Source organism: Pullulanibacillus pueri (genome assembly GCF_014639255.1).
Lineage (GTDB): Bacteria > Bacillota > Bacilli > Bacillales > Sporolactobacillaceae > Pullulanibacillus > Pullulanibacillus pueri.
Genome location: NZ_BMFV01000058.1, coordinates 1 through 16,695 on the forward strand (window position 1 = coordinate 1; position 16,695 = coordinate 16,695).

At 38.8% G+C, this 16,695-nt stretch carries 22 protein-coding genes, 1 tRNA gene and 1 other RNA gene; 4 read left to right on the forward strand and 20 right to left on the reverse strand.

The features are described 5' to 3' along the window. Positions 1–259: 259 nt before the first annotated feature. The 13 genes from IEV91_RS20775 to uraA all read right to left on the reverse strand — a co-directional run bounded on the left by IEV91_RS20775 (position 260) and on the right by uraA (position 9,614). Positions 260–526 (reverse strand): pro-sigmaK processing inhibitor BofA family protein, encoded by a 267-nt coding sequence (locus IEV91_RS20775; protein ID WP_188499361.1) that lies wholly within the window; start codon positions 524–526, stop codon positions 260–262. Positions 527–585: 59 nt separating this feature from the next. Then, on the reverse strand, positions 586–807 hold the full coding sequence (locus IEV91_RS20780) for a YaaL family protein (RefSeq protein WP_239541461.1): 222 nt from the start codon (positions 805–807) through the stop codon (positions 586–588). Between the two features lie 87 nt (positions 808–894). Further along, positions 895–1,491 carry a recombination mediator RecR gene (gene recR, locus IEV91_RS20785; protein WP_188499343.1) on the reverse strand — a complete coding sequence of 199 codons (597 nt, stop codon included), beginning with the start codon at positions 1,489–1,491 and terminating at the stop codon, positions 895–897. A gap of 13 nt (positions 1,492–1,504) precedes the next feature. Continuing rightward, positions 1,505–1,813, reverse strand: coding sequence for a YbaB/EbfC family nucleoid-associated protein (locus IEV91_RS20790; RefSeq protein ID WP_188499344.1), 309 nt, complete (start codon positions 1,811–1,813; stop codon positions 1,505–1,507). Between the two features lie 18 nt (positions 1,814–1,831). Beyond that, positions 1,832–3,562 (reverse strand): DNA polymerase III subunit gamma/tau, encoded by a 1,731-nt coding sequence (gene dnaX, locus IEV91_RS20795; protein ID WP_188499345.1) that lies wholly within the window; start codon positions 3,560–3,562, stop codon positions 1,832–1,834. A gap of 156 nt (positions 3,563–3,718) precedes the next feature. After that, positions 3,719–3,984, reverse strand: an RNA gene (ffs, locus tag IEV91_RS20800) — signal recognition particle sRNA large type. A 132-nt stretch (positions 3,985–4,116) separates the two neighbouring features. Next, positions 4,117–4,932, reverse strand: coding sequence for a cytochrome c oxidase assembly protein (locus tag IEV91_RS20805; protein ID WP_188499346.1), 816 nt, complete (start codon positions 4,930–4,932; stop codon positions 4,117–4,119). Further along, positions 4,925–5,428, reverse strand: coding sequence for a DUF2243 domain-containing protein (locus tag IEV91_RS20810; RefSeq protein ID WP_188499347.1), 504 nt, complete (start codon positions 5,426–5,428; stop codon positions 4,925–4,927). The genes IEV91_RS20805 and IEV91_RS20810 overlap by 8 nt, the downstream gene beginning before the upstream one ends. A 39-nt stretch (positions 5,429–5,467) precedes the next feature. After that, on the reverse strand, positions 5,468–5,791 hold the full coding sequence (locus IEV91_RS20815) for a hypothetical protein (protein WP_188499348.1): 324 nt from the start codon (positions 5,789–5,791) through the stop codon (positions 5,468–5,470). A 225-nt stretch (positions 5,792–6,016) separates the two neighbouring features. Further along, positions 6,017–6,112 (reverse strand) — tRNA-Ser (locus IEV91_RS20820). A 62-nt stretch (positions 6,113–6,174) separates the two neighbouring features. Then, positions 6,175–6,627 carry a tRNA adenosine(34) deaminase TadA gene (gene tadA / locus IEV91_RS20825; protein WP_188499349.1) on the reverse strand — a complete coding sequence of 151 codons (453 nt, stop codon included), beginning with the start codon at positions 6,625–6,627 and terminating at the stop codon, positions 6,175–6,177. A gap of 11 nt (positions 6,628–6,638) precedes the next feature. Continuing rightward, positions 6,639–8,105 carry a hypothetical protein gene (locus IEV91_RS20830; RefSeq protein ID WP_188499350.1) on the reverse strand — a complete coding sequence of 489 codons (1,467 nt, stop codon included), beginning with the start codon at positions 8,103–8,105 and terminating at the stop codon, positions 6,639–6,641. Between the two features lie 228 nt (positions 8,106–8,333). Further along, positions 8,334–9,614, reverse strand: coding sequence for a uracil permease (gene uraA / locus IEV91_RS20835; RefSeq protein WP_188499351.1), 1,281 nt, complete (start codon positions 9,612–9,614; stop codon positions 8,334–8,336). Between the two features lie 208 nt (positions 9,615–9,822). Here uraA and IEV91_RS20840 point away from each other — a divergent pair, with 208 nt between their 5' ends. Both IEV91_RS20840 and IEV91_RS20845 read left to right on the forward strand, forming a co-directional pair. Further along, positions 9,823–10,281: a GNAT family N-acetyltransferase gene (locus IEV91_RS20840; RefSeq protein ID WP_188499352.1), complete on the forward strand. Its 459-nt coding sequence runs from the start codon at positions 9,823–9,825 to the stop codon at positions 10,279–10,281. 45 nt (positions 10,282–10,326) lie between these two features. Then, entirely contained in the window at positions 10,327–10,755 is a 429-nt protein-coding gene (locus tag IEV91_RS20845) for an NUDIX hydrolase (protein ID WP_188499353.1), read from the forward strand. A gap of 184 nt (positions 10,756–10,939) precedes the next feature. On the opposite strand, the gene IEV91_RS20850 is transcribed toward IEV91_RS20845, so the two are convergent. Next, the gene (locus IEV91_RS20850; protein WP_188499362.1) at positions 10,940–11,581 is read right to left on the reverse strand and encodes a Bax inhibitor-1/YccA family protein; all 642 of its coding nucleotides are present in this window, start codon (positions 11,579–11,581) and stop codon (positions 10,940–10,942) included. 388 nt (positions 11,582–11,969) lie between these two features. Here IEV91_RS20850 and IEV91_RS20855 point away from each other — a divergent pair, with 388 nt between their 5' ends. After that, entirely contained in the window at positions 11,970–12,743 is a 774-nt protein-coding gene (locus tag IEV91_RS20855; RefSeq protein WP_188499354.1) for a class I SAM-dependent methyltransferase, read from the forward strand. Between the two features lie 92 nt (positions 12,744–12,835). Here IEV91_RS20855 and IEV91_RS20860 read toward each other — a convergent pair whose 3' ends face one another. From IEV91_RS20860 to IEV91_RS20880, 5 genes are all read right to left on the reverse strand, one after another. Continuing rightward, the gene (locus tag IEV91_RS20860; protein ID WP_229745682.1) at positions 12,836–13,009 is read right to left on the reverse strand and encodes a YpzG family protein; all 174 of its coding nucleotides are present in this window, start codon (positions 13,007–13,009) and stop codon (positions 12,836–12,838) included. A gap of 14 nt (positions 13,010–13,023) precedes the next feature. Next, positions 13,024–13,185, reverse strand: a complete 162-nt coding sequence (gene sspK / locus IEV91_RS20865) for a small acid-soluble spore protein K (protein WP_188499355.1) — start codon at positions 13,183–13,185, stop codon at positions 13,024–13,026. Positions 13,186–13,270: 85 nt separating this feature from the next. Further along, positions 13,271–13,492 (reverse strand): hypothetical protein, encoded by a 222-nt coding sequence (locus IEV91_RS20870; protein ID WP_188499356.1) that lies wholly within the window; start codon positions 13,490–13,492, stop codon positions 13,271–13,273. 50 nt (positions 13,493–13,542) lie between these two features. Continuing rightward, positions 13,543–14,769 carry an MFS transporter gene (locus IEV91_RS20875; protein WP_188499357.1) on the reverse strand — a complete coding sequence of 409 codons (1,227 nt, stop codon included), beginning with the start codon at positions 14,767–14,769 and terminating at the stop codon, positions 13,543–13,545. A gap of 91 nt (positions 14,770–14,860) precedes the next feature. Then, the gene (locus IEV91_RS20880) at positions 14,861–15,859 is read right to left on the reverse strand and encodes an ArsR/SmtB family transcription factor (protein WP_188499358.1); all 999 of its coding nucleotides are present in this window, start codon (positions 15,857–15,859) and stop codon (positions 14,861–14,863) included. Positions 15,860–16,072: 213 nt separating this feature from the next. Here IEV91_RS20880 and IEV91_RS20885 point away from each other — a divergent pair, with 213 nt between their 5' ends. Next, entirely contained in the window at positions 16,073–16,393 is a 321-nt protein-coding gene (locus tag IEV91_RS20885; protein ID WP_188499359.1) for a hypothetical protein, read from the forward strand. Between the two features lie 70 nt (positions 16,394–16,463). Here the strand turns inward: IEV91_RS20885 and IEV91_RS20890 are convergent. Beyond that, on the reverse strand, positions 16,464–16,695 hold a 232-nt coding region (locus IEV91_RS20890; RefSeq protein ID WP_188499360.1), incomplete at its 5' end, for an IS3 family transposase.

Consider the following 16,695-nt stretch of genomic DNA (forward strand, 5'->3'; position numbering starts at 1 on the left):
TGGCGTCATTTAAAAGATTTCTCTTTTTGCGCTTGGCTTTTGTTCAGTTTTAAAGGAACAATTTTTACATTTCGCTTTTAACAGCAACTCATTAAGTATAACTCTTATACCATTCAATGTCAACATCTTTTTAAAATGTTTTTTAACAAGATAAGTTGTCGATGAGTTGAAATCAATCTCTATGTTAACGCGATAAATTAAATTATAACAGAAATCGACAGTTTTTCAAGTGTTATTCCCTTCCAATTTAAACCATAATCTAAGAAACAATAACATATTTAATAATAACCATGGCTGCAACACCCGGTATTCCTAAAAATCCAGAAATAACGGTGGTTATTGTATTGATAGGTATATGGATACTCAATGCACTTCCAAATGTATTTAAAAGAAATAGGAAAAGAGCACCGATTACAAGTTTAATACACGCTTGTCCTATAAAACGTATCGGTTTAAATGATGTCCCGAATAATAATAAAAGGACAATAACACCTACGATAATTGAAACAATGATAACTGGATTCAACAAAAACCCCCCTTAGGCTTTTATACTTTAACCTATGAGGGGCTTGTATTATTTAGAACTCATTTTTTGGCTGGGAAGACTGAGTTTTTATATCGTGCTTCTTTTAATAAGAAAAGGTATTTTGCCTCTGCTAGTCGCAATTGGGAAAGTACTTCCTCAGAGGGTTCGATACTCCCCTCGATAATCCGTTTTTGATTGAGCCATTGATTTTTACAATCTGTGAGAACACGAATAAGATTTTCATCAAGTTCTTTACGTAACTTTTCTTTCCGATGAAACATCACGGATCTCTCCTTTTTTACACAACCTTAGTGTAACCCTTAAAGATGTTTATAGTGTGTAATGGACAGGCCAAAATTATTTATAAACTAAAGTTCACGTCGACCTTCGAGAGCCTTAGACAGCGTCACTTCATCGGCATATTCTAGGTCGCCACCTACAGGCAAGCCATGGGCGATTCGAGAGGTTTTCACCCCAGCAGGCTTGATTAAACGGGAAATATACATTGCTGTTGCTTCGCCCTCAATAGTAGGGTTTGTGGCTAGAATAACCTCTTGAACCTGTTCATCTTGAAGCCGTTTTATAAGTTCAGCCACCTTTATATCTTCAGGGCCAATGCCATCAACAGGAGAAATTGAACCATGAAGAACATGGTATAATCCCCGATAATCCTTCATCTTTTCCATCGCAATGACATCTTTGGGCTCTTGAACTACACAAATCGTCGTTCGATCCCGGGAAGAGTCATCACAAATATAACAAGGGTCGCGATCACTGATATTTTGACACTCCGAGCAATAGACGAGTTGGCGTTTAACATTAACCAATGCTCGACCAAAGTCCATAACGTCGTCATCTTTCATATCTATAACGAAAAAAGCCAGTCGAACCGCTGTTTTCGGCCCAATGCCTGGCAATTTCATAAAGCTATCTATCAATTTAGCTATAGGTTCAGGATACTGCATGGAAAGTTCCTCCTTAGAAAGGTAAATTCATTCCTTTGGTGAACTGACCCATGCGTGAATTTGTTAATTCATCCGCTTTCTTAAGTGCCTCATTAACAGCTGCCAAAACAAGGTCTTGAAGCATATCTACATCATCTGGATCAACAGCCTCTTCTTTGATCAGCACTTCAGTCACTTCTTTATGACCGTTACATTTTACGGTCACAACGCCGCCACCAGCAGTTCCTTCTACAAATTCATCCTTAAGTTCCTCTTGTGCCTGCATCATTTTTTTCTGCATTTTTTGCATTTGCTTCATCATGTTATTCATATTGCCCTTCATCTTGTTTCCTCCTTATTTTTAATCCTTTATTTCCAACAAATCAGGTCCCACTAATTTCTCAGCTTCAGTAATTAGCGGATTTTCCTCCTCAATTTTTCCATCTTCCTCGGAAGTTGAGGGCTCATCTGTTGTTTCCTTCTCTTTAATAAACTCTTCTCGTAGTTCTTCCCATGCCTTTATTGGAATAGGATACATTTTTTTTCGAGTACCGACAACCTCGCTGAGGATATCTTCAACCATTTGTAATACATTGCTTTTATTTTCTAATACCATCTGACAATGAAAATCATACTTGAAAGCTTGTAAAAATGCATCATTGGAGCTTGCAACTGGCTTACTTTCTAATAACCAAGCATGAGCTGCAACATGCGTCTGACGCACTCTCTCCATGACATCTGCCCAGGAAGCTCTTAATGATTTCAGATCAGACTTTGTGGCATCCTTCAAAACATGTTTCATGGCATTTAGAGGCAGAGTTAATGGCTTACCACCCGCCGAAGACCTACGCCTCTTTCCAGCCTCTGATGGTTGTTGCTCAACTATTGCCTGGGATTGGGGAACATTAGCGATCGTTTTCAATCGTTCCTCTATTTTCTCAATCCTATGAACCAGTTCATTCATTTGTTCAGAAGACTCTGTGTGCCCAGCCCCCTTTTCTTTACCAAGACTAAGACGAGAGAGTTTAACCATGGCCACTTCAAGAAACACCTTTGGATGACTCGTCCATTTCATCTCTTGTTGGGTCTGGCTGAGTTGCTGGATATATTGATATAAGGTCTCAATAGGCACCTTATTTGCGAGGTCTACAAAATGATCATCTAAACGAGAGCGATCTGCTAGTTCCTCCAATTGAGGTGAGGATTTATATAATAAAAGATCACGGCAATAAAAAATGAGATCCTCAATGAATTTCCCTGGGTCTTTCCCGCGTTCAATGAGGTCATTAATTAATTGAATGGCCTCGGTGATTTCTTGGTTTAAGAGAGCCCCTAAAAGTTTAGACAGAGTTTCTTCTGAAGCCATCCCTGTTACTTCAAGAACATCCTCAGCCTTTACCTCATCTCCACCATAAGCTGAAGCCTGATCAAGGATACTAAGTGCATCTCGCATGCCTCCCTCACTTGCTCTAGCCACGAGCATAAGGGCATCGTCATCAACTGGAATCGCTTCTTGCTGAATAATGTACTTGAGTCTTTTAATTATGGAGTCATTTGAAATTCTTTTAAAATCAAAACGTTGGCACCTTGAGACAATCGTTAAAGGAATCTTATGGGGTTCTGTCGTAGCTAAAATAAAGATGACATGTTGTGGAGGCTCTTCTAATGTTTTTAACAAAGCATTAAAGGCTCCTTGTGACAGCATATGCACTTCATCTATAATGTAGACTTTATACCGGGCAGCACTTGGAGCATATTTAACATTATCACGAATCTCGCGAATTTCATCGACACCGTTATTTGAAGCTGCATCGATTTCAATCACGTCAGAAATACTGCCGTTAGTAATCCCAATACATGTAGAACATTCATTACAAGGTTCTTTGACGGGTGCGTGTTCACAATTAATCGCTTTTGCAATGATTTTAGCTATTGTTGTCTTTCCCGTTCCTCTTGGGCCACTAAAAAGATAAGCATGAGAAAACTTTTCTTTCATTAAGGCATTCTGCAAGGTTTGGGTAATATGTTCCTGTCCTGCCATATCTTTAAACTGTTGAGGGCGCCAAACACGGTAAAGCGCTTGGTAACTCATGCAATCACAACCCATAAGCGTTTTTGTTATTCTCTATTAATTATACCTGTTCAAACATTGAAGTGAAAGTGAAGAGTAAAAACTTAATTTAATTCATGCTCATTATAAACAAAAAAACACCAGTTTCAACTAGTGTTTGATCTCTATATATGTATGTCGTGCACCTTCCGTCGATCCTGACATCATGAGCGCTTCTTAAGCAGTTGGCTCGATCCAGGCAACCCCACGGCACACGAAAGGTCTCACTTACTGCTGCTTCCTTCCGGACCTGACAGGGTTCATGAGTTTCCGTTGCGCGGGACCCGAATGTCAACACTACTTACTTAAGGCAGACCCCACAACATCAGAACCTCTAGAAGGGCTTCGGCCTCGCTATAGCGGATTGCGAGTACAGGGCACCGCTACCTCCCCGCTTAGCACGACATAACTCATTGTAACGAAAATAAGGCAAACTGTCAATGTGAGTCGGCTGCCTCATCCTTCCAGTGCTTTTGAGCCATCTTCAAGAAGTACATGAAATAGCACATTAGTTTATCGTTACTTTTAATTGTAACTCAATCTGTTGATAAACCACTTGATGCATTGACTGGTTGATTGACTCTTCCTTTTGATTTAGAGGCATTATACCACTGCAAGCAGAGAATGAATATCAGGATAACATCAATGACATCCCCACCATAATACATGAGCATTCCTCCCATTTCCGCCTCTGCTGTCGCCACGCCCACAGGTGGGTGAATATAAATATATTTTGAAAGGACCTCATGACCACTTAAAGCAATGAGACACGCGATCGCACGATACATAAAGGAACGTCTATGTGATGTTGGATCAATATAAATTATAGATGCGGTAAATAGATAGCCTGAAATGAAAATATGTAAATGAATAAAAATGTGAAGTAATATACTTTGGTACATTAAAGAATAAAATCCTGTCGTATAAAGAAACCATAACCCGCCAACATTCAGTAAAGAGGTAAAAAAGGGATCAGTAAGGAGGCCGAGTGGCCAACTTCTGAGAAACCTAGAAAGCCGCCTTGCTGTTTTTACAGGAAGTATTCTTAGAACCAGAGTCATTGGGGCAGAGAGTACAATGAAAAGGGGAGCAAGCATGCCTACAAGCAAATGTCCCAACATATGTGCTGTAAAATCTTTATGAGCCAGGTGCGCTATTGGGCCTACACCCCCCATTGTTAGGCAGAAAACCCCTAAGAACCAAAAACTCATACGAGATAACGACCAGCGTTTGAAATCACGATTTGATATAGAAGCAGCAAGGACATATAAAATCAATAATAAGATAAATGTGACAAGTAGGATACTATCAGAGAGCCCTTCCAAACCATGATGAAGGTTTTCATTATGCATTGGAGGGGTCACCTCTGAATTGTTGTGACTCTTTTCGTGTTCTGATCACCAGGACAAGACCAATGATAATCATAACACTGGCGATGGTATTCCAGACCCAATCGTAAAAAATAACATTTTCCACATAGCGGATCTGATGGATTCTCATTAATTTGTGTTGTATGATGCCGTCATACAACTGGAATCCGCCGCCTCCAAGCGTCACCCCACCCCACCATCTTTTTAACCAAAAGGACTTTTTACGTTTGAGATCAGCAAGAAGGAATAATCCCCCTATAGTCGCAAACCAACTAAAGGCATGGAATAAACCGTCCGCTACCAACCCGATGTCTAATGTCCTTTTATCATAGAAATGATGCCAATGGAGAAGTTGGTGAAAAAGCGTCTCATCAATAAAAGCTACCAGACCTAATCCGAATAGAAAACCGGACCATAGATTATAGTTCTTATAGTCAGAAGGAAATGAACGATCTAGATTATTGTTCTCTCTAACCACAGCTATTGACTCCAATCTACTTTTTTCATTTCCTCCTAATCATTCTCTGTTTAAATCGACATTATACAGGATAAATCCCGACGAGCTGTGCTTATACAAAACAAATAATAAACTTACGATAAAAATAACAAGGAGCAAAATATAAAAAATCCAATCAACAATACGTTTTTCTTTGTATGTAAGGAGTTTTGAGTCCATGAATTTAAAATAACTAAGGACAAATAAAAGCCCGAACGTCATCAGTCCACGTCCAATGACATCGTCTGAAATAATAATATACCTTATGCCAGAAACGAATATTAATAAAACCCCTATACGGCCAGTAATAATATAATAATAATGCTGCTTTTTCTTTTCTTCCATACTCCTCCTTCTCTCCTCAAGAGCTCCTTTTAAAGTCGTCTTTCATCTTAACATACATACTAGTTTGAATTCACGGACTATTTTTGTGATTATTCCACTCATATAGAATCTAAAAAACCTCCCTAGTTTTAGCCTAGAAAGGTTTTAGCATTTCTTCTATGTATTTTTACTTAAACTCATTAACACAATGTCAACGTTTCTTACAATCTATTTTTTATATTAATATGGAGGAGGCGAAGGGATTCGAACCCCCGCGACGCCAATAAGACGCCCTAGCTGATTTCGAGTCAGCCCCCTTCAGCCGGACTTGGGTACGCCTCCAAATTAAGACAAAATAAATTTTAACATAAAAGGCCCGGGTTATCAACGGGATACACTTTCTTTTATTTTTGCCTCAGCTTCCTAAAGAAATGGGTTAAACGACTCCCACAAGTTTCTGCTAATATTCCGGAGATCACTTTCGTCTGGTGATTAAACCGTGAATCCTCGAGAAGATTCATGAGTGTACCTGCGCAGCCTGCTTTTGGATCGGCTGCACCGTAAACAACCGTCTCTATTCTCGATTGTAAAATAGCCCCCGCGCACATTGGACAAGGCTCAAGCGTAACATACAATGTACAGCCGGATAACCGCCATGTCCCTAATTCGGTACTTGCCTTTTCTATCGCTAAACATTCAGCGTGAGCCATGGGCTGTTGTGAAGTTTCTCGTAAATTATAGGCTCGGGCAATAATTTCACCTTCTTTTACAATCACCGCTCCAATCGGCACTTCAAATAAAGCTTCAGCCTTATCTGCTTCTGCTAATGCCGCTTTCATATAATATTCATGATGCATCGTGTAATCCTCTATTCTTTTAGTGAGATGGTTATAGGATTTATTTTTATTTTTTCCTGATACATGAGACCTTGTATTGTAAATTGAAAGGCTTTAGAGCCATGCCATTCATCCGGATCAACAGAAAAGTCATAAACCTTTCTTCCATCGCCAAGAGTCTCTATCCCTTCATTCTCTAATGACATTATAGTTTTCCCTTTATTGTTTGTCACTTTAATCGGCGTTAGTTCTCCGTACATCTGTTTTACTTCCTCGTCTTTAATGTTTTGAGTCGGAAGATTTGTCGCATTGACAAAACGGAGTTCACTTAATTGCGGAGAATGCCGGTCTTGTTTGAATCTGATATAAAAATTCCCTTCTCTATGCGTGTTTGCAGGTTTTCCAATGTAAATCTTCCCATGAGTGAATGTCCCTACTTGTATTTCACCCTTATCCTCTTGAGAAAGAGATTCCATTTGCTTTTGTGTCACTTTAAATGTTATGGTTTGATCCTCTTTTGTCACATAGCCTGTAGGCTGGATGGTCATCGTTTTAAAATCAGGATTATAAATATCAAATTCTCCTGCAGTACCATGTGTTAAATTAAATTCGCCAAAAACAATATTTTTACTATTTTCATCGATGGGTTCAGGGATTTTCCCATCAAATTGAGTCGTTGCGTCCAACTTTACCATATGACCAGGATTCTCAACCTTATAGTTGAGCTCACCATGATCATAATATTGACGATAACTTTTAAAGGTGAGAGTCACATCATCAATCGTTAACTTTTTATTAAGTGCAAGGGTATCTATAAGATACTTTTCAAAATTAAACTGAGCGGGCACAGTAATATCTTTAATAGCAGTCTTTTTAGCCTCTCCCTTTTGATTCGTTATGAGCTGCATGCCGGCAAGTGTAAGCTTATAAATAGCATTGAGATCAGCCTTCTTAATGGCATCTTTTTCCTTATCAGTCCCATTAAATTCGAAAGGAAGCACCTGACTTTGATAGACGCGATGATCAAATGTCCTCTGTGTTAACTTTAATGGAGAAACCCCATCAGCATTAATCTCACTTTTCCCAATATCATAAGTGAAGTCTGGTCCATTTTTTCGATGAAAAATGAATTTATGAATCGTGAGCTTTGGAACGTCTTCAAGCGATCGATCTGTCTTTAAAAGTTTAAAACTGGTTAATATGTATACTCGCCCTGCTACCAGCCAGACCTTTTCGATACGGAGATCTCGTTGCATCTTAACAATAGGGATATCTTTATTAACGGTTTCAACAATATGATAGCGATCAGCATTTTTTAACGTCGGAATTTTATCATAATCCTCTTGCATGACGGCAGAAAAAGATGTTTTGACATTAAAGCTCTTTTTATCCACTACAAAATGATCCTTTTGATAGTCTTGATACTTCAAATAGCCAATAAAAAGAAGGAGTACAATCACTACAACTCCTATTTTTATCAATAGTGATGAGTGCTTCACAGCTTCTTCTCCTCTCTCACCTCTAGTATATAGAATATTTAATAAAATCTAAATAAAAAGATGGGTTGAACTAAAAAGTAAGAAGAACAAGGCGAGAGGCATGCCAGGTCCTTATAAGGAGAGAAAAAGTTTTTAACAACGGAAACCCACCTCATCCTGATAGCCAGAACTTTATGCTTTCTGATCAAAAAAAAAGAGGCTCATCGCCTCTTTCCGTATCATGACCTTCTATTCTTCAGGTTCATTTGCTATTCGAAGGACATTAATTATTTTAAAGAATAAACTCAAGACAATCGCTACAATCGTGGCCAGACCCATACCAGAGAGCGAAAGATTCCAAGCTTTGATGTTAAGCGTGGCACCACTAAGCCCTATCACAAGGACGATACAGGTTAAGATGAGATTTTGTGACCGACTATAGTCGATCTTCGCTTCTACCAACATCCGTAATCCCGAAACAGCGATAACACCATATAACAGTAAGGACACCCCACCCATAACCGGACTTGGAATTGCAGAAATAAGAGCGGCTAATTTACCGACAAAGGATAAGAGAATGGCAAAAATCGCCGCACCCCCGATGACCCAAGTGGAGTACACACGAGTAATCGCCAAGACCCCAATATTTTCACCATAGGTTGTATTTGGCGTTGAACCTACAAAACCAGACAGAATCGTTGATATCCCGTTTCCTAAGACGGATCGTCCGAGACCTGGATCCTTTGTTAACTCTTTTTCCACAATATTTCCTGTCACCACCAAATGTCCGATATGCTCGGCGAGAACAACAAAGGCCGCGGGTAAGATCACCATAATGCTCCCGATATCAAATTCAGGAGTATAAAAATGAGGGAAGGAAAACCATGCGGCTTCTTTGACTCCAGAGAAGTCAACAATACCCGCAATACCTGCAATAATGTAACCCACAACAATCCCAACAAGAATCGGAATAATCTTCAAGAATCCTCGGAACATCACCCAGCCGATAACTGTAATAATGAGCGTCAAGACAGAAACTGTAATGCTGGTCATATCAGGGTGCCAATTGGTAGTTGTTCCATCGGAAATCATCCCTGCCATCTGCGCTGCAGTTGGAACAAGTTCCAGACCAATAACCGCCACAATTGCGCCCATTGCTGCTGGTGGGAAAATGACATTTATCCAGCCGATCCCAGCATATCGAATAATGATAGCAATAATAACAAAAAGAATCCCTACAGCAATAAAGCCTCCCAGTGCCGCTGAGTACCCTTCCCCCCCTAACACATACGTCACGGGTGAGATAAAAGCAAAACTAGAACCTAAATACGCTGGGATCTTCCCTTTGGTAATAAAAAGATATAAAAGCGTTCCAATGCCGTTCATTAATAAAATCGTTGCAGGATCGACATGGAATAAAATCGGTACAAGGACTGTCGAGCCAAACATAGCAAAAAGATGCTGTAAACTCAGCGGCAAACTCTTGGCCAAAGGCGGTCGTTCGTCTACTTGTATAGCATGTTGTTTCATTACAGGTCTCCTTCCATTTCTATGTAAAAGTTTGGACAAAATATATCTTTGTTATTATAGCTTAATCTTTAACTGTTTTCGACATACTTTTTATCATTTTCACCCGTTTTTCCCCATTCTTATTGACAGCCCCCCTGTCCGTCTTTATAATACTTAAAATTCACTATTATTAATCTTAACATTATTTAGGAAAGGAGCGAGTCACCCTATGCATTATAGATTAGCTACAGAGGCCGATATAGAACTGCTTGCCGGTCTGCGTTGGGTCCATGAGTTCGAAGAGACAGAAACGCCTTTTGCTATAAGTAAAGATGACTTTATCCGTCAATGTACATCATTTTTAAAGGAGGGTTTGGCAACGAGGCAATGGGCTTATTGGATTGCTGAAGAGAAGGGTGACCTGATTGCCAACATTTTCATTCGCCGTATCCAGAAAGTGCCTAAACCTCAAAAACTCGTTGCAGAGATTGGCTATATTACAAATGTACATACGAAAATAGAGTATAGAAATAAAGGAATAGGAACAGAGCTCCTCAAAAGAGTAAAACAGTGGGCAACTGATAATAAGATTGAGTTATTATTCCTGTGGCCTAGTGAAAAATCTATCAACTATTATAAACGTCAAGGATTTTCTGCTCAAAATGACATACTAGAGCTAGAATTTTAGCTATAAATCTTTCTTAAAGTTTCACTCACACTTGGAGGTGTCTATATGATAAGGGTCGATGTCGCTTACGCTATTATTTTAGATGAAAAACAAGAGAAAATTCTGATGGTCGAAAATAATCGGGGAAATCATAATGAATGGAGCTTACCTGGTGGTGAGCGAGAAAAGGGAGAAACCTTAGAGGAAGCCGTTACCCGCGAGGTTCAAGAAGAAACCGGTCTAGCAGTAGAAGTTGGCGATGTTTTTTCTGTTAATGAGACCTTTCTTGATGAACAAACCCATGCTTTATTTATCACGATGTGGGCAAATATCACAGGTGGAACACAAGAGATTCAGCGACCAGAAGAAATCTTAGCCATAGAATGGAAAAGCCTTGAGGAAGCCGATCGACTAATGCCTTACTTTCCAAATGGCATTAGTGCCCTCATTCAAAAACATTCTAACGCCGTCTATCACTTTGAGTCTAAAGTGTAAGAAAACTTGGCAAAGAAGCGCCCAGTCCTCGCTTGGATGTTGAAAAAGTGTTTGCTAACAAATGGCAGTGTCAGCAAATGTATTCAACTAAAAAGGACACCTATAAGCGCTCAACTTATAAATTCTGATAAAAAAAGAAAAACCGAAACGCTCTGAATTAAGAGTGTTCCGGTTGTCTGTTGATTTAATCGTCATTCAAAACACCAATAAAGCGAAGAATGAACAAAAAGAGGTTGACAATATCCAAATAAATGCTGACGACGATCATCGGAATATCTCGATCTGTAAAACCATTAAGGGTTAATCGACTAAAATCATAAAGCGTATAGCCAATGAAAATGAAGATACCAAAAGCCGAATAAATGAGCTCCGCTGTCCCAGAAACAGGGAAAAAGATTTGTAAAATCCCCATAAAAAAGAGAGCAATTACCGAGATAAATAAGAAACCGCCGATGAAACGGAAGTCCCTTTTGGAAATGACCGCATAAAGAGCTGTCCCGCCAAAGGCAACCGCAGTAATAGCAGCAGCACGTAAAACAACATCGGCGCCCATCGCACTCACATAATAACTAATGGCAGGATAAAGGGTTAATCCTGAAATAAACATAAAAGCAAACATCATCATATAACCCATGGATTTACGCTTGCGGGCAAAGATCATCATGAAAATCATAACGATTTCAACAATCGCTAAAGGTAAAAATAAGGCAGGCGGTACATACTGTCCTGTAAACAAACCTACCGTCGCTACAATAAGTCCCAGAAAGAGGGCGGCAAATAGTTTGGGGTAAGGTTTATGGGAGGAACCCACAACCGATTGATTCATCATCTATTTCTTCATCCTTTCACATTCATCATCTATTCCATACTTCTAATACGATTGTATGTGTCCAAGGTTTCATCATGACACTCTTTTTTTTTGAACGAGTTCACATTAAGTCAACCTTATCATTATTATCAACATTGTTACTATTTTCAAACCCTATTGTAATTGTAAAATTTTAAAATAGATTCCCTGAGAAATTTTATAAACATGGTCACTTCATTTGACTCAAACTGAGTAACTAAATAGGTTAATGAAAAATAATAACGGATCGTTATTAATATCTGCCCTTTATGTTGTTTTTAATTATATATTCAATCAAATATAATTAAAATAATACCTCCTAGAATTTCTTCATTTGCTTAATCTTTGACAAAGGGGAGAACGTGATATGGACCAAAAGACCAAAGACCATTGGAATGCCCACTTATATGATGGAAAACATGCATTTGTTTCAAAGTATGGAAATGACTTAGTGGATTTATTAGAACCAAAGAAAGATGAACATATTCTTGATCTTGGATGTGGGACAGGAGATCTAGCTCATCGGTTACATAAACTGGGAGTCAATCTTATCGGTATTGATAAATCTGAGAATATGGTTGAACAGGCTAAAAAAAAGTATCCTTTTATAAAATTCTTAGTAAATGACGCAACTGAGCTTCATTATCAGAATGAATTTAATGCTGTCTTTTCAAATGCTACGCTCCACTGGGTAAAGCCTCCTGAATTAGCTTTAAAATGCATATATAATAGTTTAAAACCTGGGGGGAGACTCGTTGCGGAGTTTGGTGGTAAAGGCAATGTTCAAAAAATAACCAATGAAATCATTCATCAACTCAAAGATTTAGGTATTGAATATAAACCAGAACAATGTCCTTGGTATTTCCCGAGCATAGGAGAATATTCCACACTAATGGAGGAAGTTGGATTTAGGGTCACCTTTGCTCAACATTTTGATAGACCTACTCCTCTTGATGGCGAAAACGGATTAAGAAACTGGATTGATATGTTTGCAAAGAGTATGTTTGATCACACCTCTAACGATATAAAAGCAGCTCTCGTAGCTAATGTTGAAAATAATTTAAAAGATGAAATGTATAAAAATGGTACTTGGATAGCGGATTATAAAAGAATTCGTGTAGTGGGATATAAAGAAGAGTAAAACCTAAGGTCTTAGTTTGATTTTGAATAAAAGGGCAATAGGGTCATCTTTTCTTCATGATAAAAAGGAAGCCGCATTGGGCTTCCTTTTTATCATTGGTACGGAACGCGTTTTCTTGTCTGCACTTGCGTAATCAGCGTGTGCTGGTTCGCTTCCGTTTCCCCATTGACTTGGTGGAAAGCGTTTTTATAACTCGCATGTGGGGATTGAAAGACATCGGCTTTAGATTCCAAAGCAAACTTATTTCTTTGCTTCCAGTTTTTCAAGAGAATCCCTCCGATTATTTATCGTCATCATCACGTTGATTCGACATCAACATCCGTTCAATCGGATGGTCTTTCATCGTTCCATTTGCCCTTTTAGGGGAAAATTCATCTTTCGCCCGAGGCTGAATCGAGTTTTCATTTTGTACGGGGTAATGTGTACCTGCACGGTCAACCACGCTTTAACCACCTTCCTCATGGGGTAGTCTTATTATGAAAAAAAACAGCCTCTTCTATTCGAGATTTAATGACTTTTTAAAAGGACTAACTATACTTAGGGTAAGCCTCATCATTATCATCACTGCGCCGCCCCCGGGGGGCAATGTAGCTTTGCTTTGACGCTTCCCTAGCGTTTTCTTTAGCCTTTGGCAATTGTGTCTCGCGCTCATTCAACTCGTTTAATCTCTCTAAGGCTTCCGTAGAGACTAACGGCGGTGTCGTATTATTACGCGCCGCTTCCTCATTTAAACGCTCATCTTTTGCCATATGATCACCCCTTTATAATTAGTCTCTTCCTAAGGGGCTTATCTATGCGTCTATTTGCCTAATGCCACTGTTTTCTGTTTTGATTTAAATTCCCCTTTAAACGGGATCACTAGCGCCAAACCTGAAATAAAGACAACAAGGCCTGATATCAAGAAAATGAAAGACATATCCCAATGGGCTACTGCAAAAGTCCCAGCTAACATACCTACAGGAACAGTGCAAGAAGAAATCATAGATGAAAAGCTCATGACTCGACCCATTTTATCAGGGGCGATCAGCTTTTGATACGTTGTACTAATGCCGACACTCGCTAGGCAAACACCAAAACCTAACAGGCTGGCGAAGAGAATAAGAGCCCAATACTCCATAAAAATTCCCGCAATAAGAAGCGCAATGCCTTCAAGGCAAAGTCCAAATACAGCTAACCTTATTTGATTTTTAAACCACCCACTCATCATCATGCAACTTCCTAAAACAGCGCCAATAGAAATCGAAGCCTCTACCCAACCCAAACCTTGAGCCCCCGTCTCTAACACCTGGTTACAGAGATATGTGGTAAAAATATTGAGTGGCGCTAAGAAAAAGTTAATAATAACACCACCGACAAGAATAAGAAAAAGCAAGCGCCGCATCCTAAAAGTATAATGAATGCCCTCTGCAAAGCGTTTGAAAAAAGGCTGTTTTACAGTCAGAGCTTCAAGGTTCGGAATGGACATAAACAACGAAAACACGGCCGCAATAAAAAAGGAGAAAGCATTTATCATGAAGAGCGTTGAAATAGAGAGAAAGGCCATCAGTAGGCCACCAACTGCAGGCCCAGCAATATTAGAGAATTGTCGGATAAATTGAAAGGCCGAATTAGCCCTTGTTAAGTCTTTTTCTTCAACAATCAAGGGGATTGTAGCGGACAAAGCAGGTGAAAAAAACGCTCTAATAGTGGAAGTCAACATCAGACAGCTATCAATAACAACTGTGGGGACTCCCTCACTTTTAATTAAAGTGATGACCATGAGAAGACACATCAATAGACCATTTAAACCGTCAGAGGCAAATAAAAGCGTCTTTTTTATATTCTTATCAGCTAGCACACCTGCCCAAGGCATGAAAAGAATGGAAGGGAGGGTCATACAAATAACACTCATGCCAAGCGATAGCGTAGAACCCGTTTGATCCATGATATACCACATTAAGGCCACACTATAGAGACTGTCACCAAATATAGAAATGCCTTGCCCCCCAAGTAAAAGCATGAATGTTTTATTCTTCAAAATGATCATGTCACTCATCTCTTTTCATATATATTAAATAAGTGTTTCTATACAAATAAAATGTATGATCAAAAAAGAATGACCTTTTGTTAAAGGTCGGTCATTTAATCAGTAGAAATTTTTTTATTCTCTCAAGAAGTTCCTCTACTTCTTGCTTTTGAACTTCAAAATACACACGATTTTCTCTCCGTACTGACTTTACCAAACCTATAGAGGCTAAGGAAGAAAGGTGATGGGAAACCGTCGAATTAGAAAGATCCATTTTTTTGGCAAGCTCATACCCATAAAGTGGTCCCTGATTTAACAAGCGAATAATCTCGACTCTCCGCTCATCCGATAATATTTTTAATGCATCTAAGACCTTTTCCTTCTTCTCCGTTTGCACATTCAGAAGCTTTATACCATAAAGATAAATAAGAGAGTCCTTTGAATCAGAACTCAATGAACAATCCCAGTAAAACACCGAAGGAGCGAAGACCACTTCCTTTACAGACTCAATTGAACTGAGGGGTAAGGAAAAGAGTTCCATGACCTCACTTCCTAAGGCCTTGACCTCCTGGATACTGGCTTCATGCTGCCGCAAAAGGTCCTCCCATTCATCCTCCAAAAGAGAATGGAGTGTACTTAATAACTCAATACATTTTTGCTTTGTTTGCTCTTTATGTAAAAATAAATAGGTGAGCTTCCATTTTTCCTTTTCTGGTAAGGTGCTGGCTTCAATATATGCATTAACGCTTTCAAAATTTTGAATATTATAGTCTTGTTCAGAAGGGTAGCCGGTTCTAAAAAAATAGGAAAATAAAGTCGTAGCTGGCAGGGTCGTTAACTTCTCTATAAAAGCTTTAACTTGATGATATACTTTATAATCCCAAGCCATTCGAATCAGTGTTAAGCCAAAAAAACTCTCTGAATTAAAGAAGAGATCTAAATCAGCCTGCATCGTCTCAGAAAGAGTGGCCCTCTTTTGTCTCACCCATTGATCTAAGCCCTCCGGTTTTCTGGTCCCGATCATTGATTCATGGGAACACATTCGAAATCCAGCGGCCAATAATTCAAAGACAGGTGAAGAAAGATAATGCATATGTTTTATTTGCGGCATTCTCTCGCTCCTTTTACATTTGATAATAATCATAACAGACTTTCGATATAAATCAATAGCTATTTTCAATGCCATTCAATGTATTGAAAATCGAATTGGAATATATTAATAAAAATAATGGAAAATTTGTCGAAAACATCTTGATTATAGATAAATTTTTATCTATACTAAAAAAGCTTTTATATTAGATAAAGAGTAGGGGGTTAAAAAGATATGTGGTCAACAGCGCGTATTCTTCGTCTTATTACATGTATTTTAGAAGCCATTTTAGCAATTCCTATATTTGGTGGATCCGTTATTTTATTATTTTCCTATGTGCCACTTGGCATTATGCTCGTTCTTCACATTATTACGCTGATCTTTAGTACTAACACTAATGAAACAAAAGCTGGGAGTATTATTGGTATTATCACATCCGTCCTAGGATGGATCCCATTTGTGGGCTGGGCCTTACATTTGGTATCGGCCATCGTCCTTCTTATTGGTACGATCAAACCATCAAATACGAATAGTAATAATACAATCGTAGGATAAATGAAGACATTAAAAAGAGGCGACTCAGCATAATCTGGCACCTATGTCAAGGACACAATAAAAAAAGAGGTTAAGCAGCTAGAAGATGATTCCTATATTGAATAGGGGTCATCTTTTTTAAATTCCATTGATATCGATAATTGTTATAGTAAACCATATAATGATTGATTTTTGCTTTCAGTTCTTTTAAGGTTTTACAAGGTTGGTAGTCTACCTCATCTTTTAGATGACCAAATAATGACTCTTGAGGGGCATTATCCCAACAGTTCCCTCTTCGAGACATAGATTGGCCTAGACCATAT